The following is a 24,300-nucleotide window of genomic DNA, read 5'->3' on the forward strand; positions in this document are numbered from 1 at the left end:
ACAATAAGGGAAAAGCCACGCCTATTTTAGAGTCGTGGCTTTTCCCTTTTACATACATACATTACTTCCAGGTAAAATAAGATATCCTAATCCCCCTAAAGCAGTCATCCTGACATCCCTGAGGCACAAACCCACAGAGCGTCATTATCCCTTCCTCATTGGTTTCAAAAAGTATTTCATGAGTATCGGGATCAGCAATGAGATAATGGGAAAGACAGGTTTTATAGAGATCATCCATAGTATACGGAGGTGCTCCCAAATTGTGTTTTCCTATGTCATTTTTGAACTCTTCATAACTTTCGGTGATTTTTTTGTCACCCTCTTCTGATATCTCAAAAGCAATATAGTGCCGGGCTGTAATTTTCCCCTTTTCAACTTCAATAGTAGTCTCACTACCAAAACCGGTCCAGGACTGTTCAAGAATGGTGTAGACATATGAGTTTCCATTCTTCTTCTTTAATCTATCCCATTCGGCTTTGCTTTCCCTGAAGTTATAGCCGTACTCTCCTTCTACAGCAAGATTCTCCTGAAGATCCTCGACACTGCAGGAAAAAAACAATAAAAAAATAAATGGTAACAGTGTAACTGAGTAAATTTTTTCCATAAGCATAGATTTTACTCTAAAGTTACTTTAATACATGATAGCAAATAAAACTTTAACTAATTAATTTTCAATTAATTACACTTTAAATAAAGTTGTGAATATGAAATTTTAAAGCCCTTTGGGTAAGCAATTTTTGAAGATAAAAGAAAGAAACTGATAAAAACTTACATCCATGCTCTTTCAGTACTTTCTATTCTGTAAACAAGATAATTTAATAATGGCTGCACCTGCTCCTTTTTGACCATTGGAAAACTAATATCTCCTCCTGCAGAATGAAAAGTGAGATTTATTAATCTGCGTTTTTTATACCAGATTGGTTGTGTTACAGAAATCGCCTGTAGCCGAAACATTTCAAGATATTCTTCCTTTTCTATCCATACCCCGGAATACCGGATAAGGAATTCTTCTGAAACTCCAAGTCTAAACCTCTTATAATATAAATAATTATAAAGTATCACTAGCACCACATAAACGCCGGTAATAGCAAGAAACCAGCTTATCGTGACAAGTTGAGCGTAAAAGAACAACAAAAGGGAGACAATGATAAGTGGAATCATGGCTCGTGAAATTCTTCTCAATAACAAATATTTACTGGGCAGGATTATAAAATCTTCCTGTACCTGTTTTTTATAAAAATATTCCTTTACCTGAGTGACTACTGCTGGAGGCAACCCCACCACCTTGATCTGGTTCTTTTCAAGATCATCCTCACTGCTTGCAAGAGATATTTTCAGCTTATACAGATCCATTTTCTTCTGAATGGGATTTGTAAGGACCTGCAACAGCTGGATTCGACTGGCTCTCAGATTTACTCTGGTGTTATTTCTCAGTCCCATTTCCACCTGTAGATTATCTCTAAACTTCTGCAAGTGCAACCCGTAATACTTCACAACCGTCTCTCCTACTGTGAGTAACATTCCCACGAGCAATAATAAGATAATGAGCATAAATTTCCCCTGGGCAAAGAATACTTCCTGTTCCTGAAGTTGAGCCGAAAGTTCTTCATTAAACATAAATTGCTCCCTCAGGGTGAAGTAAAAGGCAACAATAATCCCTACTCCACGAAGATAATTTGATGTTAATCCCAACTTGAACAAAGTTGCAAGACTAACTTTATGTTCCCAATCTGGTGATGCTCCGGTAGCTAATTTTGCTTCGGTCACGGGAGATGTGGATTCGTCCTCCTGTGCCTCTGCTCTTTCTTCTTCGGCATGAGCCATTAGACGGTTGGCTAATGCATTAGCAGATTCCTTAGAAAGTGCTTTTATTTCCACCTCCTTGTCCTGGCTTCCTGCAGTTTCGACGACCACACTGTAGACTCCGATAACTCGTTGTAAGATATTTCTTCGGAAGTTAACTTGTTGAATTTTTTGAAAAGGAATATTTATGACATCTGTGGAGATCACCCCCTTTTGAAGAACAAATTCTTCATTTTTTTCATCGATGTGAAATTTAAACTTCAGGTAATATAATATACTGTAGCCAAGACTAAATAGCAATAAAAGAATTACCGCCGCTCCTGCAATAAATAGTGTTTTTTGGCTGAATTCTCCAATGGCAAAGTAAAATACTACTACCCATAAGTTCCGTAAAATATGATAAAGGGAGGTAGCAAAGATCAATATTAACCCGACACTTGATTGCCGCTGCGGCTCAGAAAAATTATGATCAGGCATGGTTATAGATTCTTTTCGAAATTTCCTCTTTTACAGAGGTAGCAGTTTGAGGTTTTACCCCGGGAATACTTACATCACTTCCCGAACCTCCGGCTGTGAATACCTTTATAGTTGCTATGTTTAGCATCTTATCCATAAAAGATCGCTCAACAGAAACATGTTGAATGCGGTTAAAAGGAACCACAGTAATCCGCTCGAATAGAAATCCGCGTTTAAAAATTATATCCTGCTCCCGCAGGGCGTACCCACTTCTCTTCACGTACATAACATTATTAAAGAAAGACCATCCAAAAAGCAGTACAAGAACTATTGCCGCCCAAACAAGGTAGTTGTGAAATTCCACAGGCAAAAAATAAAAACCAAAAACGATCCCCACTACAAAAAACAACAGTGAAATCGTTGTTCCTACCTGCAATTTTATAAGATACTTCCTTGAAATAGGCTGCAATTTCACTTCCTCAAATTTTGGAAGGGCATCCACATTAAGCTGGAAATTTGAAAAATTGTCTGTTGCTAAGGGATCCATTTTTTCTCAAAATTCGGTTTTCTTTTTTCAAGAAAGGCATTACGTCCCTCCTTGGCTTCATCTGTCATATAAGCAAGTCGGGTTGCTTCCCCTGCAAAGACCTGCTGGCCCACCATTCCATCATCGGTGAGATTCATTGCAAACTTGAGCATTTTAATTGATGTTGGCGATTTTGCAAGAATCTCTTGTGCCCATTCATAAGCAGTTTCTTCGAGTTGGTCATGCGGTATTACCGCGTTTACCATTCCCATCTCATAAGCCTCCTGGGCTGAATAGTTCCTGCCCAAAAAGAAGATCTCACGAGCCTTTTTTTGACCTACCATTTTTGCCAGGTAAGCAGAGCCATATCCGCCATCGAAACTGGTGACATCGGCATCGGTTTGTTTGAAGATCGCATGTTCCTTACTGGCAAGGGTAAGGTCACAAACTACATGAAGACTATGACCGCCTCCTACTGCCCACCCGGGAACAACTGCAATGACAGCTTTAGGCATGAATCTTATTAATCTTTGTACTTCCAGAATATTTAAACGATGCATTCCATCTTCACCTACATAACCCTGATGCCCGCGAGCCTTTTGATCTCCCCCGCTGCAAAAACTATAAACACCGTCTTTAGAAGAAGGTCCTTCCGCAGAAAGAAGCACAACTCCTATTGATGTGTCTTCCTGAGCATCATAAAAAGCTTCATATAATTCCTTAGTTGTTTTTGGTCTAAAAGCGTTGCGAACATCTGGCCGGTTAAACGCGATTCTTGCTACTCCGTTGCTCTTTTTATAGGTAATATCGTCGTATTCTTTGGCTGTTCTATAATCTGGTTTGGTCATATTTTAAATAATTTTAATCAAAAATAAGGCTTTTAACTATTTTGAATTATTAAATGTAAACCTTCTTCATAGAACCTCCTGCATATTTTACCCGGCTTCTTTTAAAATGATCATTTTTAGTACGATATTTGATTTCACCTAAGAAACAGGTACTAATGAATCGAATAGTCCTTCTGGTAAGTATTATTTTTATAAGCTTTAGCGGTCAAGCCCAGGAATTCTCTAATTCTGAAGGTTTTTACATCGGTGCTTTAGAAATACGACCCAGTCTCTCTGTGCTGGCACCTGAATTTCCCGACAGCCGATTCACTCTTACTGAAGTTAATTTTAATAAAAAAGCAGAAAAAAGAGAAGTCAATCTTATCGCAATGATGGAACAAGAACGATATGAAAAAGAAAAAGCCATAGTTGAACTGGAATCCCCAATGCCCACCCTTAGCACAGGAGAGAGGACACTTTTAGAAGTGACCAATCAAATAAGAATTCATGACCGAAGTTCCAATTTCGATATTTATTCAGGGGAAAAGAAGATCCCGGCTTATCAGGAAATGCAGGTGCCGCTATTCAGCAATCCATATTATTCTCGTACCAGAGGAAGAGGTTTTGTATCCCCTTATTTTTATTCGCCCTCTAGAAGATAAATTCCGCTTTCTTTAATATCTACTTTTCGTTGCTTATATAGGTTTCCCAGTGCTCTTTTAAAGCTCTTTTTGCTCATTTGCACCTCTTTCTCTATCTCCTTGGGTGAAGATTTATCTGTAAGACCGAGAAAGCCACCTTTTAACTCCAGTATAGTTAATAATTCCTGCGCATTTGGCTCAATGCTTCGGTAGCCGGGCCTCTGCAGTGTTATGTCAATTTTACCGTCGGGTCGGGTTTTCTTTACAAAACCTTTCAGCCTGTCTCCCACGTGCAATTTTTGAAACACATCATCTTTGTACAGCAGTCCCTTATGAATTTCATTTACAATTACATTCCAGCCTAATTCTGTGGGATTTGCAATAATGAGACCCACCTCTTCAAAAGGCTCTACCGTGAGCTGAGAATTATCAAGGAAAGCATCTACTTTACTCGAACCCACCAGCCTTTCCGTAAGTTCATCGAGATAGCAGAAAATAAGATAGCGCTCTCCCTCTCTCATTTTCATTGCCTGTTCTTTAAAAGGCACAAAAAGATGTTTTTCCAGGCCCCAATCCATAAAAGCTCCAATATCACTAACTTCTACACATTTGAGGTAGCCGAATTCATCCAACTTCACAAAAGGCTTCAAATTCGTTGCCACCGGTCGTTCTTCATGATCAAGATAAACGAAGACCTCCAGCTCATCCCCTATTTCAAAGGTTTCAGGTTTATATTTGTTTGGCAACAACACCTCGTTCCCATCATCATCTTTTAAAAAGAGTCCGGGATCAGTGTCGCGATCAATCTTTAGCGTATGGTATTCCCCAATGGCAAGCATAAAAATAATTTTGTCAAAGATAATTAAATAAAACGGCTACCTCACGAAGCTAAAATATTCCAGCAAAACCTTATCATTGACTTCCCGCGGAGTAAAGATCTCGAGAACCTTCGGCCTTCCTGAGGTGTCAAAAAAGGCATTTAACTGCTGCTCTATCTCTTCTGAAGTTTTTGCTGCGGCATACTCAAATCCATGTAACTCACAAATAGGTTTGGCTGTAAGTTCATGTACCGTCTCAAAGTAAGTATCAAAAGTTTCCGAATTTTTATCTCCCGGGAGTATCCTGAAAATACCGCCTCCCCGATTGTTCAGAATGATGATCCTGTAGTTCTTCGGAATATAATTGTTCCACAGCGCATTGCTGTCATAAAAGAAACTCAGATCTCCTGTGATCATTAGAACAGGCTCTTCCGAAACCATGGCCGCTCCTACTGAGGTTGAAATACTGCCGTCAATACCACTGGTCCCCCGATTGCAATAGATTTTAAGACTCTCCTTCCACCTGAAAAGTTGCGCATACCTTATTGTTGAACTGTTGGCAAGCTGAACGTCATATTTCCGGGGTACCGTCCGGACAATAAGTTGCATCGCCTTAAGATCCGAATATGGAATTCGCCCCATATAATCTTCATGTTTAGCCTTTCTCCTGCTTCTCACCTCCTGCCAGTATTCGGAATAATTACCTTCAGAATTATTGATAAGCGGAAAGAATTGAGTAAAAAACAAATTCACTGAAGTTTCAAAATGCTTGTTCAGGCAAAAAAAGGTGTTATATGCCTTTTTTGGATCCACATGCCAGTGATGTTTCGGCTGATAGTTACGCAGGAAAGCTTTTATCTTTTTTGAAACGATCATTCCGCCGAAAGTCAGCAGAATCTCGGGCTGCAAGTTGTCGAACAGCTGATCCTTGTTTTCATCCTTTTCAATAGGCCCGATAATGGTATCAATTCGGGTAAAAAATTTCTCCTGCTGCACATTTGAAGTAGTTTCGGTAAACACAATTACCGAAGGATCATTTGCCAGGCGGTCCAAAAATTCCTGCTCCACAACATTTGGCGGGGCTACGCCGATGATGATCATCTTCCTGGCAGCCTTATTCCAAAGATCGGCATAAGCCTGCAGCTGAGCCGGAGAATAAGTTCTCTCAATGATCTCGGGCAGGATCTGAATCGGATTCACCTCCACATCTTCAACTAAGTCATATAGTGGCTCATAAAACGGAACATTAATATGCACCGGCCCCTTCTCCTCTATCGCTTTGTTCAGCGCCAGATTAATCTCCCTTTCGTTGTGCTTTTGAGATTCGAATTGTTTCTGCTGAAGTTTTTTATCTGTCGCCTCATTCTCCAGAACTACTTCTGAATGCAAATTGGCCGAATACAAAATATGATTCTCAAAAACGTTCTTTTGACGGATTGTTTGTCCGTCGCCAATGTCAATTCTTTCAACAGGTCTATCGGCAGAGATCACCACCAGCGGAATGTCGCTGTAATAAGCCTCGGCCACCGCCGGATAATAATTCAACAACGCCGATCCTGATGTACAAACTACGGCTACAGGCTTTTGTAGCTGCTGTGCCATTCCTATGGCGACAAAGCCCGCACAACGTTCATCAACTACACTGTAGGTTTGAATTTTTGGATGATATGCAAATCCGTTGGTAAGGGGCGCATTCCTGGAACCGGGAGAGATCACCACATGCTGAATTCCCTTGGCTTCGCAAAGCGCAACTACAGATCTTGCAACAGGTATTTTTGGATGTTTCATTTATTTTCTTCTGAATAGTCCTCACAGGTTTTGGAAACCTGTGAGGACTAAATTTTTATTTTAAAAGCACATTTTTCATCGTCTCCGTCTTATTCTCCGTCTCCTCCCATTCATCCTCGGGCACGGAATCTTTCGTAATTCCGCCGCCGATGAAAAGTATTGCTTTTCCATCTTCAATTTTCATGCAACGCAGATTGACGTAAAGATCGGTTTCTTTTTTTACAGCACGATACGCCAAATTCTCAACATTTCTCCTGGTCCGGGAGCGCTGTGTATTCTTTTGTAAGTTCAATTCTCCTAAATAACCCGTATAGAATTCCCGGTCATAATTTTCTTCTGAAAGAATGAATTCCATTGCCTTTTCCTTCGGAAGGCCACAAACGGCCGGGGTTGGATGCAATGCTTCAATTATTTCTTTTAATCCTTTTCGGGAATCTATTAATCTTCCGGAAATATCAGTTCTAAGATGTAGCAGATTTCCTGCCTTCACTGTATAAGCTGCTGAGCTCTCGACTCCGCTCGAGCTGACACCTATTCTTTCAAGATCATTTAAAATTGAATCAGTTACAAATTTTTGTTCCTGCTTCTCTTTTTCGCCCCATTCAACATCCCTAGTTCCTGAATATTTTTGTGTGCCGGCAAGGGCCATGGTTTTAAATCGATTTTCCTCAACCTTTAGCAATGTTTCGGGAGTCGCACCGAGCCAGCAGCCGACTTTCGGATGAAACCAACAGTAAACAAAGGCTGTGGGATAAAAATTCAGCAATTCTTTAAACAGCTTCAGGGGATCCTTCCCCTTCAGCTCTAACTCTTCCCTCCGGGAGAGCACTACTTTTTCCATTTGGCCCGCTTTCAAAGCCTCAACCGCCTTTGCCACCAGTTCAATATGAGTCGACTTAATTCCTTCCGGAATTTCTCCTTCTTGAAAGGTTAGAGGTTCGGTGATTTCTTCAGAAACTACCTGTTCAAAAATGAGTTTTTCCGAGGCATTTTCAGGAAAAAGAATCGGCTTTTTAGAAGTGTCAAAAAGGGCAAAAATGAATCCTTTTTCTGTGAAATCTTCGGCGTAAAATAAATCATCATTCTGCTGTAGAAAAGTCGTCACAGTTCCCGAATTTCCGGAGAGGATAGACTTTCTGTAGACAACAAACGGTAAATTACGAGTAATTTGAGCCTCCAGCCGATCGAAAAATTGAGCTTCAGGCATTATTTTTCTTTTTTGGTAGGGTAATGGTAGTAAGTTTTACTACAGAAATAAGATTTTCAGCTTCATCAGTGATCCTGATGTTCCAGAGTTGGGTCGTCCGGCCTTTATGGAGGTAAGTAGCTTTTGCATAAACAAACCCTTCAGAAACGCTTTTTAAGTGATTAGCTGCGATCTCAATTCCGCGGACAAAATATTCCTCGGTATCCAAAAAGACATGACTGGCCAGGCTGCCAACGCTTTCTGCAAGAGCAACGGTAGCACCACCGTGCAGTACACCATCCGGTTGATGAACTTTAGAAGTCACGGGCATCTTAGCGATTAGGTAATCCTCTCCAACTTCAGTAAATTCAATTTCAAGAGTTTCCATGAGCGTGTTCTTACACACTTTTTTCGACAGCTCCAGAATTTCCTCTTTGGTCATAGCAAATAGATTGGTTTATTTGTAAAAGTACAAAACCACTGGATAATGATGAACGAAAAGCAGGTTTCTTACCAAACCGTTAACTCTTACAGCACGCTCAACGAACTTACAGATAAAACAGAAAATGTATGGGTGGTGTTCCATGGAATAGGCTACCTGAGCCGCTATTTCTTAAAATACTTCCGACACCTCAATCAGGAGAAGAACTACATCATTGCGCCACAGGCACCTTCCAAATACTACCTGAACGGCAAGTACGAACACGTTGGCGCCTCCTGGGCCACCCGTGAAAATACCGAACGGGAGGTTCAGAATGTGCTGGCATACCTCGACGAGATCTATGAAAAAGAGGATCTCAAAATTGCCAAAAAACTGATCCTTTTCGGTTACTCCCAGGGAGTCTCTATCGTCACCCGCTGGATTGCAAGGCGCAAGATCCAGTGCTCCAAACTCATCCTGAATTCCGGCCGACTGCCAAAAGAATTAAAGCCCAAAAATTTTGCCTTTTTGGAAAGTACAGAAATTTCTTTTGTTTATGGAACCGAAGATCCTTTTATCAATAAAGAGTTTCTTGAGTCAGAAGAAATGAGGATCAGGCAATTATTTCCAAAGAATCTCACCTTCGTTCCTTTTGATGGAGGACATGAGGTAAACAAAGAGGTAATCAACAATTCGGCTGAAATAAACTGATATTCCTTTTCCAACAACTAATAAGCTGTCTTTGCCTGAATACTATTAAATAAAACAGCCTCCGAAATTGGGAGGCTGTCCTATTCTAAACCTAGAATTAATTTACTTTTTTAAGCCCGGGCTTCTCTGTAAAAATTCTTCATAAAGTTCTGTATGACGGCTTTGCATCGGGATCTTCCAACCATCGATAAAAACATGTTCCACATCTGTAGCTGTTTCAAAAGGATGGCCTGTAGAAACGAAAAGTGTAGCTTGTTTACCTTCTTCAATAGAACCCAGTTTATCTGCCACGTCAAACAATTCGGCAGGAACGATCGTTATGGCCTTTAATGCATCCTCCTTAGACATACCGTAAGCAGCTGCAAAACCTGCGTTGTAAGGAAGATTCCTTACATTTTCTGTTTCCATGGTTCGTATGGCTACTTTTACACCGGCTTCTTTCATTAAACCGGGATTGGCGTAAGGTCTGTCGAACCTGTCATAGTCTCGGGAAGGAGTACTTAAAACTGGTCCTACAATAACAGGGATTCCTGCTTGGGCCAGCTCTTCAGCTACTCTAAAGCCTTCACTGACTCCGGTAAATATTGCCCTAACGTTTTTTTCCTTCACCCATTCCAGGGCCTTTTTTATATCTTTTGCTTTATTAACTTCTACCAGAAGAGGCACTTCCTGGCGGTATACAGGCAACAGCGCCTTCATCTCTGGATAATAATCCAACTTAACGGAAGTTGATCCCGCAGCATTCGCACTATCTATTGTATGGTATTGGGCCACTTTTTGCCAAATATCATCCAGTTCTTCCATAGTCTTTTTATTAGCTTTATTTATTTCTTCCTCTGTCCTTTCGTCCCACCAGCCTCTTTTTCCTGATTGAGGAAAATTAAGAACAGGAGTAGAAAAACCGGCAAACATTTGCTTAGGAGTATATCCATGCAAATTAATTAAAGAGGCTTTTCCGGGAAACAAACCACCTGACGGAGCCGCAAGTACTGTGGTAACTCCACTAACTCTGGTAACCGGGATAAGTGCAGAATTAGGGTTAACAGCACTTAGAGCTTCCATATGAGGTATTACATCTCCAATTTCGCTGTAGTCCTGGGTAAGACTGACTGAACCAACTTCAGAAAGACCAAGTCTTGTACCACCATCGATCATCCCCGGAAAAATATGTTTTCCGCTGCAATCGATTACCTTGACATCTTCCTGAAAAGAGGTTTGCTTACTAATCTCTTCAATTTTTCCATCTCTTATCAGAACAGTGGCATTTTTAATAATGCCGTTTGTTACTGTATGTAATGTGGCATTAGTAAGAGCAAAGGCACCATATTCGGCTTTAGGATTTTGTGCCTGTACTGATGCTATAGCTAAAACTGCCAATAAAACTGTGAATATTATATGTTTCATAATTCTTTATTATTCGTTTAAAAATTCCCATGTATTTGACATACATTTCTCGTGCTCTGTCATTTCTCTCATTACATCTACTTCTTCTAAAGGATCTACATAGATCCTTATGTCATCCCTGTCTTCTTTAATGTCAAAATATTTTACCCCATCTACAAAAGTCATTTGCGGTATGGCATATATTGAAAGTGGATGATTTTCAAATATTACCACATCTCCGTCCTTTCCAACTTCCAGGGATCCTACCCTATTGTCGATTCCAAGTTGTTTTGCCGGATTAAGAGTAATCAATTCAAGAGCCTGGTGGTCTGTAAGATTTCCGTACTTCTGGGTTTTAGCTGCTTCGTGGTACAAATGTCTTATCAATTCCCCGCTGTCTGAATTGATTGAAGTGTTTACCCCATTCTGGGTAAGAATAGCAGCATTGTATGCAGTGGAATAATACACCTCAAACTTGTAAGCCCACCAATCGGCAAAGACTGAAGCCATTGCACCGAATTCTGCAATTTCAGGAGCTACTTTAAAAGCTTCATTGGCATGCTGAAATACCAATTTTTCAATGCCATAATCTTTAAAGACTTCCATAAGCATCAAAATTTCATCTGCCCGGTACGAATGACAGTGAACTATAATTTCCCCCCGAAGAATATCGGCAATAACTTCTTTTTGCAGGTCATAAATGGGAGGCATTCCTTTAAATCCCCTTTTATTTTTGTTGTTATTATATTCATCCCAGGCTTCCATATATTCTTTGGCCTCAGAGAACGAGCGCCGAAACACCTGTTCTACTCCCATTCTTGTACGTGGAAGAAGTCCACTCCCTTCCCCGTGCACACGGGTAGGATTTTCACCTAAAGCAAACTTAATTGTTCGGGGAGCACCTTCCATGCGGATATCGTCCATTTTTACAGTACCCCAACGATGTTTAATTGTTTCATTCTGTCCTCCAATTGCATTAGCCGAGCCGTGCATGGCGTGAGAAATAGTTACACCTCCGGCAAGCGCACGATAAATTCCCACGTCAAGAGGGTTTAAAGCGTCTCCCGTCCACACCTGTGCAGTAACGGGCTGAGTTGCCTCATTTACCGCATCCAAAGCAATATGGGAATGAGCATCTATGATTCCGGGCATAATATATTTACCGGTTGCATCTATTACCTGTACTCCTGATGGCGCAGAAAGATTTTGGCCAATCCCCGAAATTTTCCCGTTCCTGATAAGAACATCTGCATTTTCCCGGGTGCCATTAGTAACTGTGATCACCGTACCATTTTTTATTAGTACATCTCCTTTTTTGGTTTGAGCCGAAAAGCTGTCCACCAGAAAGAGGCTGATCATTATTATTAGTGAAAATTGTTTTTTCATTTTCTGATTTTAAATATTTTAAAATTTGATCTTAGACTTAATCTTGCCCGTTTGGAGATTTTGTACCCTTCATTGTGTACTGCTGGCCACTACTACTCAGGCTTCCTTCAAAAGTGTCTTCGGAAAGAGTAAGAACAGCGATTACCTCCATTCTTTCACCCGTAATAACCACATCAAAATTAAAGGATAACCTGTCCTCCGTTAGAAGGATATCCTGTAAAACACTCTCCTGCCCTGTGAGGCTATTTGAAATGGTTCCTGATAGAACACCATCGGTTTCTTGCAGAATTAGAGTTCCGGTTATAGGTCCATCTGGAGTATCTGCTTTATAATCCCAGGTACCAGTTGCTTTTGCAATAGTTTCAGGATCTGCCTTAGAGGCTTCTTTTTCTTCATATTTAAATAATTCCCCTTCGACCATAACATACTTTATCTTAGCATCTTTTTCAAAATAGGGTTTTGAAGAAATTACCAAATTTGCCATTTTTCCATTTTCAACTGTGCCGACGAGTCGATTTATACCGAACATAGAAGCAGGATTCGTTGTCAAAGCTGCAAGGGCTGCATCTTCGGAAAGTCCGTTCTCCACCATTTTTTGCAGAGCTTTTTGCACCTCACCAGGTTTCGCATCAAGACCGGAAAAACCAAAAAGAATTCCTGCAGCTGCAAATTCACCCATTTGACCATAATATTTTTTAAGGAATTCTTCCTTTCTCTCATCAAGCTGCAGCTTTTCTACAGAAGATTCCTCTTCTTTTACGGTATCTTTTTTCTTCTCTTTCCACTCCGGAAGTTCCAAACTAAATAACACTCTGCTATTGGAATTTTTTATTTCCTGAGTTAAATCCCACCCCTGCTTAAGATCTGTAAGAACCAGATTGAAATCCAACTCCTCTTTAAGTAATATCGCTCTCTGAGCAGGTAATATTTCCTGCGCCTTAAAAAGTATCGGGATCTGCTTTTGAATAACCGGGTAAAAAGCCTCTAAAGTTTCATTGTACATAGGTCTTTCCTTGCCTGTGGGATTTGACAGATAACTATCCCTAAACATTTGTGCATACTCCGCCTGTCTGTATAGTTCCCGGTATTTTGCCATTACTCCAAGAATATTTGACGGATACATCCTTCTGGCTCCGTCAAAAGTGGCATAGAGAAAGGATTCATTTTTAAGAATTAGATCTCCCCCTGATTTCCCCTTTAAAAGTACCATTGCACCTTTTCCCGGCAACATTCCACCCGAAGGAGCTGTTTGAGCCATCGTAAATCCTGAAGCTCTCCAATCTTCTATAGATTTATGCGAGACTTCCAAATAAGGATTGACCAATCTACCAGGTGTAATTCCTGCAATGTCATTAGGTGGATTTCCAGGATCCTTCACTTCCGGTCTCTCCTCTTGCTTAGGCATCGTTATACCGGCATGAGACATTCCCAGAATGAACCCCGGATACAAATACATACTATCCGATTTGATTATCCTGGCTCCCGGAGGGACAGATACATTTGTGCCCACGGCCGTAATCAAACCATCTCGAACCAGAACAGTAGCGTTTTCAATATACTTTCCAGGGGAAGGAATAATATTCACATTTGTCACTGCCACTGTTCCCGTGACAGGTTTAAGATTAATATCCTGTGCCTGTATCGGCCCCAGGACAGTAAAGATAAAAAGAAATACCCAAATAATTTTTTTCATAATTGATTTTTAGAAATTTTAAGAGGTTGAAGATAGATAAAAAATTAAAAGATGAAAACTGTTCGAAAATTTTAGGCACTTTAAATAAAAAAACGCAGCCCCGAATAATCGAAGCTGCGCTTTTAAATTCATCCCACTCCTCCCCTTATTTCAAGGGGAGGCCGGGAGGAGTCTTATTTTACTTCTTCAAAGTCAACGTCTTCTACATCGTCACCTTGCTTGGCATCACCTCCGGCTTGTTGCCCTCCGGCCTGTTGGCCGTTTTGAGCTCCCGGTCCGCCTTGTGGGCCACCCGGTTGTCCGCCTTGCTCGGCTTGTGCTTTGTACATTTCTTCAGAAGCTACTTTCCATGCCTCATTGATCTTATCCAATGCCGGCTGAATTGTATCTACATCTTTAGTTTCATAAGCTTTCTTAAGTTCTTCCAAAGCGTCTTCGATTGGCTTTTTCTTATCATCAGAAAGTTTGTCGCCAAATTCTTTCAGCTGCTTTTCAGTCTGGAAGATCATAGCATCAGCTTCGTTCAGCTTGTCTACTTTTTCTTTAGCTTTTTTATCGGTTTCAGCATTCGCTTCAGCTTCCTGCTTCATCTTTTGGATTTCATCTTCAGTAAGACCAGAAGAGGCCTCGATTCGAATATCCTGAGATTTACCTGTAGCTTTATCGGTAGCGCTTACTTTAATAATACCGTTGGCATCAATATCAAAAGTTACTTCAATTTGAGGTGTTCCTCTTGGCGCCGGTGGGATTCCGTCAAGGTGGAATCTACCAATTGTCTTGTTATCGGCTGCCATTGGACGCTCTCCCTGTAACACATGGATCTCAACAGATGGCTGATTGTCGGCCGCAGTAGAGAATACCTGTGATTTCTTGGTAGGAATAGTTGTGTTAGACTCAATCAATTTAGTCATTACACCTCCCATAGTTTCAATACCAAGGGATAGCGGAGTTACGTCAAGAAGCAATACATCTTTCACATCTCCGGTCAATACACCACCCTGGATCGCAGCACCAATCGCTACAACCTCATCTGGATTCACTCCTTTTGAAGGTTTCTTTCCGAAGAACTTCTCAACTTCTTCCTGGATCTTAGGAATACGGGTTGATCCACCAACAAGAATTACCTCGTCAATATCACTTTTTGAAAGTCCGGCATCGCTTAGCGCTTTTTGCACAGGATCCATAGAACGCTTCACCAAAGTATCGGCAAGTTGTTCAAATTTAGATCTTGTAAGTGTCTCTACAAGGTGTTTTGGTCCTGAAGCAGTTGCAGTAACGTATGGCAGGTTAATTTCTGTCTGAGAAGACGAGGAAAGCTCAATTTTAGCTTTTTCCGCAGCTTCCTTCAAACGCTGAAGTGCCATAGGATCTTTTCGAAGGTCAATATCTTCAGCTTTTTTAAATGAATCTGCAAGCCAGTCGATGATTACTTCATCAAAATCATCACCTCCAAGGTGCGTATCTCCATTAGTAGAAAGTACTTCAAATACTCCGTCTCCTAATTCAAGAATAGAAATATCAAATGTACCACCACCAAGGTCATAAACAGCGATCTTCTGGTCCTGAGATTTTTTGTCAAGTCCGTAAGCCAGTGCAGCTGCAGTAGGCTCGTTAATAATTCTTCTTACTTTAAGACCTGCGATCTCTCCGGCCTCTTTCGTAGCCTGACGCTGAGAGTCATTAAAGTATGCCGGCACAGTAATAACCGCTTCGGTTACATCCTGTCCAAGATAATCTTCGGCAGTTTTCTTCATTTTCTGAAGCACCATTGCAGAAAGTTCCTGCGGAGTATATTTACGTCCGTCGATCTCAACACGCGGAGTATCATTATCACCTTTTACTACTTTATAAGGAACTCTTCCGGCTTCTTTAGAAACTTCGGAATACTTGTTCCCCATGAACCTCTTAATAGAGGAAATAGTTTTTTGTGGGTTTGTTACAGCCTGACGCTTTGCAGGGTCTCCTACTTTTATTTCGCCTCCTTCTACAAAAGCGATCACAGAAGGAGTAGTTCTTTTTCCTTCGGCATTAGGTATCACCGTTGGCTCGTTACCTTCCATTACGGCAACACAGGAGTTGGTTGTACCTAAGTCGATTCCAATTATTTTACTCATAATTCTATAGGTTGTTATTTATTATTTCTGATTTTTTTGAACAACCACTTAAAGTCAATCTTTATGCCACCGGAAATTATATGACAGGATGTCATTTTTGACACCTAAAGGCCGTCATTTGCTACAATATTTGGCAAGGATTTTTATGCTGAAAATGCTGAAGGGATTCTTACCTTTGCCCCGGAAAAATTTGTGAATGGAGAGTATCAGCGTTTTTGACATGCTTAAAATAGGAGTTGGGCCTTCGAGCTCCCACACCCTTGGCCCGTGGCGGGCCGCCGAAAGATGGGTCGCAGAGCTGAAGGAAGCCAGAAAGTTTGACCAGGTAGAAAAAGTCACTATTAATCTTTACGGCTCTCTTTCCCTTACCGGAAAAGGACACGCTACAGATCTGGCTTCAGTCCTGGGTCTGTTAGGATATGATCCTGTTACTGTACCTGTAGAGAATATTGACCCGGAGATCAATAACATAAAAACTTTTAACCGGCTTAACCTGAACGGGGAACGCAGTATCGACTTCGACCTCGCAAACGATATCGTCTTCAATAAAAAATTCCTGCCATTTCACCCCAACGGAATGAAATTCACGGCCGAACTTTCCTCCGGAAAAACTACCTCCTCCACCTTCTACTCCATCGGCGGCGGATTCGTTGTAAAAGAAGAACGTAAAAATGCCAAAAAGCAGCTTCAGAAATTTAAACAGTTTCCTTTTCCTATTGTAAAGGGAACAGACCTGGCTGCTTTCTGCAAACAGGAGAATAAAAAAATATCCGAAATTGTCTACGAGAACGAGAAATCGCTTCGTACTGAAGAAGAGATCGACGCTGGACTAAAAGCAGTCTGGAATGTAATGCTGGAATCCATGTACCTGGGTTGCCATACCGAAGGCACCCTCCCCGGCGGATTAAATGTTCGCCGCAGAGCCCCCGATTCACATAAAAAATTAATTGGCGACTCTACTTATAACTCGCCTGAAGAATGGATAGAAGCCATTCGAAGGACAGAAGTGAAATTCCGGTCCATCTTGAAATGGGTAAGCTGCTTCGCCTTAGGAGTTAATGAAGTAAATGCTTCCTTGGGTCGTGTGGTAACAGCACCAACAAACGGAAGTGCCGGAGTTATTCCTGCAGTTCTTATGTACTATTTGACCATCGAAAACCACGACGCCGGATTTGAAAAGATCAAGCAGTTCCTTTTGGTTGCCGGAGAAATTGGCAGCTTGTTTAAAAAAGGTGCGACAATTTCGGCCGCAATGGGTGGCTGTCAGGCGGAAATCGGAGTGTCATCTTCCATGGCCGCCGGAGCCTTAACCGAAGTTATGGGTGGAACTCCCGAGCAGGTCATGATGGCCAGCGAAATCGCCATGGAACACCATTTAGGATTAACCTGCGACCCTATTGCAGGACTCGTTCAAATCCCTTGCATCGAGCGTAATTCCATGGGCGCAATAAAAGCCATCAACGCAGCCGAAATGGCCATGGATGCAGATTCCATTCATGCAAAAGTTCCACTGGATAAAGTGATCGAAACCATGTGGGAAACGGCCAAGGACATGAACTCGAAGTATAAGGAAACTTCAGAAGGTGGATTGGCGGTGAGGGTGAGTTTGAGTGACTGCTAAATAGATGTGAGATTTTAGTATTGAGTATTGAGATTTTAACCACCCCGCCCTCCGGGCACCCCTCCTTGAAAAGGAGGGGAACACTTACGAGTCTAAAGGGACTCCCCTAGCGGCTGCGTATTCCCGGTAATATTTAATTTCCTGCCGCAGGCAGTGTGAAGGCGAAGCGGAGGAAAAACTTAAAATCCCTCTCCTCTTGAAGAGAGTGAACGTGCAGCGGAATTTTTTACCTGAACTCCCTCCTCTTGAGGAGGGCTTCGCGAAGCGAAATGTCTCAATTAGCTCCCCTCCTTTTTTCAAGGAGGGGTGGCTCCGCCGGGAGGCGGAGACGGGGTGGTCAGGCACCCCACCCGCGCAGCGGGACAAAGTTATCCTATCTTTTTAACTTGGAACTTGGAAACTTGGAACCGGCAAACTGCAACTTGCAACCGACTTCACTTCAGCCTCTTATACACGAAATGATCCGGATCTGGAATTTGGTCCTTGAATTTTATTTAAGTTTCCTCTCCTCGCAGCCTTCCTTCCTCCTGGTATCGATCAGGTAAATGATTTTCCATTCTCCTTCTTGCTTCAAAAGCTGAAAATTGTTGACTCCACAATGGCTAAAAGTGCCATTAATATAGAACGAATAAGGCATCCATGCATTTGCCATATCCTGGTCTACTTTTATAATATAATCATGCAAAACTTCTTTAAACTCTGTCTTCAGGGGAATGGTAACGATCCCTTTCAGAACCTTTCCCAACTCCTCATTAACTAACTTGGTCTCTCCATTCTTGGTTTTGCCAATAGTCTGCACAACAGGAGCTTCATGGAAAACAGATTTCATAATAATGGAATCCCGCGCGTGGAATCCTTCAAAAAAAGTATCTACAACTTTTTTAATATTGTCTTCTTCGGAGATATTTTGTGCTAATGCAAAGACACCAAATAAGAGGAAAAACACGCTGGTTATATGTCTTTTCATGTAATTTGTTTTAAATGTAATTTAGTACTTTTACCTGAATTTAAACCAACCATATGTCAGTTGCTAAGAAAGAATATAAACGTATTACTACTAAGTCCCTTGTTGAGATGAAGGCCCAGGGAGAAAAGATCTCCATGTTGACCTCATATGACTTTTCAATGGCTAAAATTGTGGATGGAGCTGGCATTGATGTTATTTTAGTGGGTGACTCAGCCAGTAATGTTATGGCGGGACATGAGACTACGCTGCCTATTACGCTGGATCAAATGATCTATCACGCTGCCAGCGTAGTACGTGCTGTAGAGCGGGCACTGGTGGTGGTTGATCTTCCTTTCGGAAGCTATCAAAGTGATCCCAAAGAAGCTTTACGCTCTTCCATCAGGATCATGAAAGAGAGCGGTGGACATGCAGTAAAACTTGAGGGAGGAAAAGAAATAAAAGATTCTGTAAAACGGATTTTAAACGCGGGGATTCCGGTTATGGGTCATTTGGGTTTAACTCCGCAGTCAATTTACAAATTCGGAACATACACCGTTCGCGCAAAAGAAGAAGCCGAAGCAGAAAAATTAAAAACTGATGCTCTCATGCTTGAAAGGGCAGGTTGTTTTGCCTTGGTTCTTGAAAAAGTCCCTGCAAAACTGGCAAAAGAGGTAGCTGAAAGTCTCACTATTCCCGTAATTGGAATTGGCGCCGGTAACGGAGTCGACGGCCAGGTATTAGTGGTGCACGATATGATTGGAATGACGCATGAATTCAATCCTAGATTCTTGAGAAGATATCTGGATCTGTATTCAGAAATGACGAAGGCTTTTGAACAGTACCGGGATGATGTAAAGAGTAAAAATTTCCCGTCGGATGATGAACAATACTAACGGGTTTAAGGTTTGAAAAATAATAAAGTCAGTTTTGAAACGAAAAAAGCCCCTTCTAATAAACAGCTAATTTTCCTTTTCCTCAATTCTCCATTTTAATGTATTACATTAACAACTAAAAATCCCATCTTTGGAAGATAAGATAATTTCCACACCACAAAATTTGCAGGTCCTTTACGAAGACAATCATGTGATCATTGTGAGTAAACGCGCGGGTGACATTGTGCAGGGAGATAAAACCGGTGATGTGCCGCTAAGCGAGGTGGTAAAAGAATATATTAAGATCAAGTACAACAAACCAGGAAACGTTTACCTGGGAGTGGTTCATCGCCTCGACCGCCCCACTAGCGGAATTGTACTTTTTGCCAAAACTTCTAAAGCCTTACCACGACTCAATAAGCTATTTAAAGATAAAGATGTTAAAAAAACTTATTGGGCAATAGTGAAAAATGCGCCACCGAAACAGGAGGATACGTTGGTACATTACATGAAGCGGAATCCTAAACAAAACAAATCTTACGCACACCTCAAAGAAGTACCAGATTCAAAAAAAGCCATTTTAGAGTATCGTGTGCTAAAGAGTCTAAATAATTATTACCTCATAGAGGTTGATCTTCACACCGGAAGACACCATCAAATAAGGAGTCAGCTATCCGCTATAGGTTGTCCAATAAAAGGAGATCTTAAATATGGTTTTGACCGCAGCAATAAGGACGGCAGCATACATTTGCACGCCCACAAGCTTGCTTTTGAACATCCGGTAAAAAAAGAGATGTTGGAAGTTATTGCCCCTCCACCCCAGGATCCCCTGTGGGATGCCTGCACTTAATTATCAGTGATTATCGGGAAACAAGTTTTGCTTTTTCAGCAATAATTTCTGCAACCGGTCTGCCTTCTATATTACTCTCCAGCCAGGATAAAATATCCAGGTATAAAAAAGCTCTTCGCTCATAAGGATGATTTTCATAAGGCTTAAGGGTTTTATGAAGTTTCCTGAATTCATCTTTAATTTTAAGTGGTGAAACTTCAGGCAAATTTCTGAGGAACTTTATTATTTCCTTTTGCACCTCATGCATATCGTTCATCTTTATCAGGTATTTGTATGTCGACTTTATAAGGCTTTCTAAATGATAGTCCTTCCCGGCCTCATAATGAGCTACAAGGTTCAAAATCCTTGAAAAACACATAAGATCCTCCCGTAATTCCAATGATTTATTGTTGATAATCTTTTTCAGGAATTCAATACACCGTAGATAATTCCCATCCCCAAAATATAAGGAAGCGATTTTGTAGTAGAAGATCATAATGTGATGCCCATCGATTCTGGATCCATACTTCTTTATTTTTTTCTGAATCTTTTCGACCAATGGATCACCATTAGAAAAATCCCCTTTCATAAACCTCAGGTTTAACTTATTAGAATAAACATAAAGAAAGGAAAGGGAAGCAATGTTATCGTCATCTGGAATTAGTGGGTTCTTCAGGGTATCCTCAAGCTGCTTAAGGGTCTTCTCAAAAAGTTCTGTATGATTAAGATAAAATAAGGATTCTAAAAGATAATGATTCCCCTTTAAATAGGAAACAGGATGAACACTTATAAGATGGGGATATTCCACAAAAAGATCTATCCATTTAGAAGAATACCTGTAACAGGAAAGAAAATTCTGAGTTATAAAACTGTACCACAAATGGGCTTTGTAGAGCCACAACTTCTCTCTAAAGCCAATCTTTTTCACGTCAAGTTCTGGAAGGTTCTGCTTAAAAAACTCACGGATAGAATTGGACTCCTCCTCCGTCCGGGCATGTCCCATCTTGAGAAAAATATTATAAAGTTGGAGCGAAACGTTGGAAAGCTTGCCATAGATAATATTAAGCTCATTTAGTTGTTGAGTTTCTTTCACCAGTGTTTCTGCTCTATTGTGGCTACTACGAGTAATATATTGAGACTCAATAATTTTTTCCCATTCAAGGATTTCATAAGCCATTACCTTCTCTTCATAATATAGGGCAGTTGCCTTCACCTTTTCCAGGATTTTTAGGCTCTGCTTGTAAAGACCTTTCCGATAGAGGATATATGAAAAATCCATCTGCTCCCTAATGGTGATTGGAACACTTTGATGAACAGGATTGAGCTTAAGACTTATTAGTAGCTGTTTATAGAGATGTGCCTTAATATTGGAAAGCTGTTGTTTTGTGATGCTTGTACTCTCCAGAATTTTTTTTTCATCATACTTCTTTTGCCTGGACATAACCTTGAACAGGTTCAAAAACTTACTGTCACTATTTACACCAATTCTTCCAACGTATAAAGAAAACTGGCGTTTCTCTGAAGGCGAAAGTGATTTTATAAGAGAAAAAAGATTATCAGTTAAATCGTTGGTCATTGTAACAGAATAGAGTATAACTTATTGAATATCATGCAAGTAAAATGTCGTATTAGAATTTAATGATCGTAATACCACCTAACGGTTTCCGGAGAAGGGGAGTTAGATTGTTAATTTAGTCCATGATAAAGTAAAGTAAATTTATCTTGATATGATTAGAGAAAAGGTAGAAATTTTTGATACCACCCTGCGTGACGGGGAACAAGTACCGGGATGTAAACTCGAAACCAGCCAGAAATTGAAAATTGCGGAAAAACTGGAAGCATTGGGAGTAGATGTAATTGAAGCCGGATTCCCTGTTTCCAGTCCCGGTGATTTTAAATCTGTAACCGAAATATCCAAACTAGTTAAAAATGCGAGTGTTTGCGGCCTCACCCGTGCCGTTAAAAAAGATATTGAAGTTGCTGCCGAAGCTCTTAAATATGCGAAAAGACCAAGAATCCATACCGGAATTGGCACTTCTGACTCTCATATTAAATATAAGTTTAATTCTACCCGGGCTGAGATCATAATTCGTGCTAAGGAAGCTGTTTCTTACGCAAAGAATTTTGTAGATGATGTTGAGTTTTATGCTGAAGACGCCGGGAGAACAGACAATGAGTTTTTAGCGAAAGTATGCACAGCTGCCGTAGAAGCCGGTGCCACAGTGCTAAATATTCCAGATACCACGGGATACTGTCTTCCCGAAGAGTACGGACAGAAAATAAAGTACCTCCGGGAGAATGTAAAAAACATTGAAAATGTGATCATTTCATGCCATTGTCATAATGATCTCGGCCTTGCAACAGCAAATGCCATTGCAGGAGTGAGAAACGGAGCGCGCCAGGTCGAATGCACAATTAATGGTATAGGTGAACGGGCAGGAAATACAGCTCTTGAGGAAGTTGTAATGATCCTTAGGCAACACCCCGATCTTAATTTTCATACCAGTATTCAACCAAAGCTTTTATATGGATTGAGTAATCTTGTGTCGCGGGAAATGGGGATGTTTGTGCAACCAAATAAAGCTATAGTAGGAGCAAATGCATTCGCGCACAGCTCTGGTATCCACCAGGATGGAGTAATTAAAAACCGGGAAACCTACGAAATTATAGATCCTGCAGATGTTGGAGTAACAGAATCGGCTATTATCCTTACCGCCCGTAGTGGAAGAGCTGCCCTGGCTTATAAGGCCAAGATCATGGGGTATGAGTTAACTAAACTTCAGCTTGATATAGTCTATGCTACCTTCCTTAATTACGCCGATGTCAAAAAACAGGTGGCCGATACAGATTTACATGAAATCATGGATCTAAGTTTTAAAAACAGAGCATCTGCATAATGAACAAGACTTTATTTGATAAGATCTGGAATTCGCATGTTGTGGAGTCAATTCCCAACGGCCCCGATGTTTTGTATATTGATAAACACCTAATTCACGAGGTAACAAGTCCGCAGGCTTTCAATGAATTAAAGGAGAGAAAAATTTCTGTTTTTCGTCCCGAAAAAATTGTTGCCACGGCAGATCATAATACCCCCACTCTTAATCAACACCTGCCAGTTAAGGATCTGCTCTCCAGGAAACAACTTAAGGAATTGACCCAAAACTGTGAGGAGAATGATATTACCCTTTACGGGCTGGGCCATCCTTATAATGGGATAGTGCATGTGATGGCCCCGGAATTGGGGATCACCCAACCGGGCATGACCATAGTTTGTGGGGATAGCCACACCTCTACTCATGGTGCTTTTGGTACTATCGCTTTCGGAATTGGAACCAGCCAGGTAGCACAGGTTTTTGCAAGCCAGTGCCTGTTGGTGGAGAAGCCAAAAAAAATGAGAGTAAATGTAAACGGCAGCTTGAAGAAAGGAGTTTTGCCAAAAGACGTTATTCTTTACATTATTAGTAAACTCGGTACTAATACAGGAACAGGATATTTTTGTGAATATGCAGGAAATGTTTTTGAAGAAATGTCTATGGAAGGCAGAATGACCATTTGCAATATGAGTATTGAAATGGGAGCCCGGGGAGGCCTTATTGCTCCCGATGATATCACATATAATTATGTGGAAGGAAAAGAATTTGCTCCAAAAGGCGAACATTTTGAAAAATTGAAAGCCTATTGGAAAACCTTGAAAACAGATAAGGAGGCTGAGTTTGACAAAGAGTACCACTTGGATGCTGCTGATATTGAACCGATGGTCACCTATGGCACCAATCCGGGAATGGGAATAAAGCTAACAGGTTCCATTCCAATTAGTACCGGTAAAAGTGCAGACAAGGCATTAGAATACATGGGTTTTGTACCGGGAGAATCTCTTTTGGATAGGCCGGTAAACTGGATCTTTATTGGAAGCTGCACCAATTCCAGGATCGAAGATTTTAGAGTTGCTGCTTCTTATATTAAGGGAAAAAGAAAGGCCGGAAATGTAAATGCTTTAATAGTGCCCGGTTCTCGCCAGGTAGCCGAACAAATTAAAGCAGAGGGACTGCAGGATATATTTGAAGAAGCAGGTTTCACTCTTAGACAACCAGGGTGCTCTGCCTGTCTTGCAATGAATGATGATAAAATTCCTGCAGGAGAGTATTGTGTATCTACCAGTAACAGAAATTTTGAAGGCCGCCAGGGCCAGGGAGCAAGAACAATTCTTGCCAGTCCATTAACAGCGGCTGCGACCGCAGTAGCAGGAAAGCTAACAGATTTTACAAAAAGCCTGAACTAA

Annotated in this window: 21 protein-coding genes; 7 read left to right on the forward strand and 14 right to left on the reverse strand. The window is 41.0% G+C overall.

What is annotated here, in order from left to right:
* Positions 1-61: 61 nt before the first annotated feature.
* The 4 genes from H148_RS0102815 to H148_RS0102830 form a co-directional block, all read right to left on the reverse strand.
* Entirely contained in the window at positions 62-604 is a 543-nt protein-coding gene (locus tag H148_RS0102815; protein ID WP_156877193.1) for a hypothetical protein, read from the reverse strand.
* Positions 605-768: 164 nt separating this feature from the next.
* Positions 769-2,280 carry a PH domain-containing protein gene (locus H148_RS0102820; protein WP_029033434.1) on the reverse strand — a complete coding sequence of 504 codons (1,512 nt, stop codon included), beginning with the start codon at positions 2,278-2,280 and terminating at the stop codon, positions 769-771.
* Positions 2,273-2,806, reverse strand: a complete 534-nt coding sequence (locus H148_RS0102825) for a PH domain-containing protein (protein WP_029033435.1) — start codon at positions 2,804-2,806, stop codon at positions 2,273-2,275. Before H148_RS0102825 ends, H148_RS0102820 begins: the two co-directional genes overlap by 8 nt.
* Positions 2,794-3,633, reverse strand: a complete 840-nt coding sequence (locus H148_RS0102830; RefSeq protein ID WP_029033436.1) for a 1,4-dihydroxy-2-naphthoyl-CoA synthase — start codon at positions 3,631-3,633, stop codon at positions 2,794-2,796. Before H148_RS0102830 ends, H148_RS0102825 begins: the two co-directional genes overlap by 13 nt.
* Before the next feature lie 155 nt (positions 3,634-3,788).
* Between H148_RS0102830 and H148_RS0102835 the strand changes: the two genes are divergently transcribed.
* Positions 3,789-4,274 (forward strand): hypothetical protein, encoded by a 486-nt coding sequence (locus H148_RS0102835; RefSeq protein ID WP_029033437.1) that lies wholly within the window; start codon positions 3,789-3,791, stop codon positions 4,272-4,274.
* Here the strand turns inward: H148_RS0102835 and H148_RS0102840 are convergent.
* Genes H148_RS0102840 through H148_RS0102855 form a run of 4 tightly spaced genes read right to left on the reverse strand, consistent with a single transcriptional unit; the run spans position 4,253 to position 8,487 of the window.
* The gene (locus H148_RS0102840) at positions 4,253-5,092 is read right to left on the reverse strand and encodes a CvfB family protein (RefSeq protein WP_029033438.1); all 840 of its coding nucleotides are present in this window, start codon (positions 5,090-5,092) and stop codon (positions 4,253-4,255) included. The genes H148_RS0102835 and H148_RS0102840 overlap by 22 nt on opposite strands.
* A gap of 36 nt (positions 5,093-5,128) precedes the next feature.
* Complete coding sequence (menD, locus tag H148_RS0102845) at positions 5,129-6,859, reverse strand: 2-succinyl-5-enolpyruvyl-6-hydroxy-3-cyclohexene-1-carboxylic-acid synthase (protein WP_029033439.1); 1,731 nt, start codon at positions 6,857-6,859, stop codon at positions 5,129-5,131.
* 55 nt (positions 6,860-6,914) lie between these two features.
* Positions 6,915-8,066: a chorismate-binding protein gene (locus H148_RS0102850; RefSeq protein WP_029033440.1), complete on the reverse strand. Its 1,152-nt coding sequence runs from the start codon at positions 8,064-8,066 to the stop codon at positions 6,915-6,917.
* Positions 8,059-8,487, reverse strand: a complete 429-nt coding sequence (locus H148_RS0102855; RefSeq protein WP_029033441.1) for a PaaI family thioesterase — start codon at positions 8,485-8,487, stop codon at positions 8,059-8,061. Before H148_RS0102855 ends, H148_RS0102850 begins: the two co-directional genes overlap by 8 nt.
* Before the next feature lie 45 nt (positions 8,488-8,532).
* Between H148_RS0102855 and H148_RS0102860 the strand changes: the two genes are divergently transcribed.
* The gene (locus H148_RS0102860) at positions 8,533-9,177 is read left to right on the forward strand and encodes an alpha/beta hydrolase (RefSeq protein WP_037324560.1); all 645 of its coding nucleotides are present in this window, start codon (positions 8,533-8,535) and stop codon (positions 9,175-9,177) included.
* Positions 9,178-9,279: 102 nt separating this feature from the next.
* On the opposite strand, the gene H148_RS0102865 is transcribed toward H148_RS0102860, so the two are convergent.
* The 4 genes from H148_RS0102865 to dnaK all read right to left on the reverse strand — a co-directional run bounded on the left by H148_RS0102865 (position 9,280) and on the right by dnaK (position 15,753).
* A complete protein-coding gene (locus tag H148_RS0102865; RefSeq protein WP_029033443.1) occupies positions 9,280-10,581 on the reverse strand; it encodes an amidohydrolase family protein in 1,302 nt (433 codons plus the stop codon).
* Positions 10,582-10,590: 9 nt separating this feature from the next.
* Complete coding sequence (locus tag H148_RS0102870) at positions 10,591-11,946, reverse strand: amidohydrolase (protein WP_029033444.1); 1,356 nt, start codon at positions 11,944-11,946, stop codon at positions 10,591-10,593.
* 37 nt (positions 11,947-11,983) lie between these two features.
* A complete protein-coding gene (locus H148_RS0102875) occupies positions 11,984-13,639 on the reverse strand; it encodes an amidohydrolase family protein (RefSeq protein ID WP_037324561.1) in 1,656 nt (551 codons plus the stop codon).
* 173 nt (positions 13,640-13,812) lie between these two features.
* Positions 13,813-15,753, reverse strand: coding sequence for a molecular chaperone DnaK (gene dnaK, locus H148_RS0102880; RefSeq protein ID WP_029033446.1), 1,941 nt, complete (start codon positions 15,751-15,753; stop codon positions 13,813-13,815).
* A gap of 196 nt (positions 15,754-15,949) precedes the next feature.
* Between dnaK and H148_RS0102885 the strand changes: the two genes are divergently transcribed.
* Positions 15,950-17,374 carry an L-serine ammonia-lyase gene (locus H148_RS0102885; RefSeq protein ID WP_029033447.1) on the forward strand — a complete coding sequence of 475 codons (1,425 nt, stop codon included), beginning with the start codon at positions 15,950-15,952 and terminating at the stop codon, positions 17,372-17,374.
* A 490-nt stretch (positions 17,375-17,864) separates the two neighbouring features.
* Here the strand turns inward: H148_RS0102885 and H148_RS0102890 are convergent, their stop codons facing one another.
* A complete protein-coding gene (locus tag H148_RS0102890) occupies positions 17,865-18,341 on the reverse strand; it encodes a nuclear transport factor 2 family protein (protein WP_029033448.1) in 477 nt (158 codons plus the stop codon).
* 53 nt (positions 18,342-18,394) lie between these two features.
* On the opposite strand from H148_RS0102890, the gene panB reads away from it, so the two are divergent.
* On the forward strand, positions 18,395-19,213 hold the full coding sequence (gene panB, locus H148_RS0102895) for a 3-methyl-2-oxobutanoate hydroxymethyltransferase (RefSeq protein ID WP_029033449.1): 819 nt from the start codon (positions 18,395-18,397) through the stop codon (positions 19,211-19,213).
* Between the two features lie 130 nt (positions 19,214-19,343).
* Positions 19,344-20,042, forward strand: a complete 699-nt coding sequence (locus tag H148_RS0102900; protein ID WP_029033450.1) for an RluA family pseudouridine synthase — start codon at positions 19,344-19,346, stop codon at positions 20,040-20,042.
* Positions 20,043-20,052: 10 nt separating this feature from the next.
* On the opposite strand, the gene H148_RS0102905 is transcribed toward H148_RS0102900, so the two are convergent.
* On the reverse strand, positions 20,053-21,597 hold the full coding sequence (locus tag H148_RS0102905; RefSeq protein WP_029033451.1) for a hypothetical protein: 1,545 nt from the start codon (positions 21,595-21,597) through the stop codon (positions 20,053-20,055).
* A gap of 151 nt (positions 21,598-21,748) precedes the next feature.
* Between H148_RS0102905 and H148_RS17115 the strand changes: the two genes are divergently transcribed.
* Positions 21,749-22,918, forward strand: a complete 1,170-nt coding sequence (locus H148_RS17115) for a 2-isopropylmalate synthase (protein ID WP_051286146.1) — start codon at positions 21,749-21,751, stop codon at positions 22,916-22,918.
* Complete coding sequence (leuC, locus tag H148_RS0102915; protein ID WP_029033452.1) at positions 22,918-24,300, forward strand: 3-isopropylmalate dehydratase large subunit; 1,383 nt, start codon at positions 22,918-22,920, stop codon at positions 24,298-24,300. The genes H148_RS17115 and leuC overlap by 1 nt, the downstream gene beginning before the upstream one ends.

Origin of the sequence: Salinimicrobium terrae DSM 17865 (assembly GCF_000424665.1) — a bacterium.
Lineage (GTDB): Bacteria > Bacteroidota > Bacteroidia > Flavobacteriales > Flavobacteriaceae > Salinimicrobium > Salinimicrobium terrae.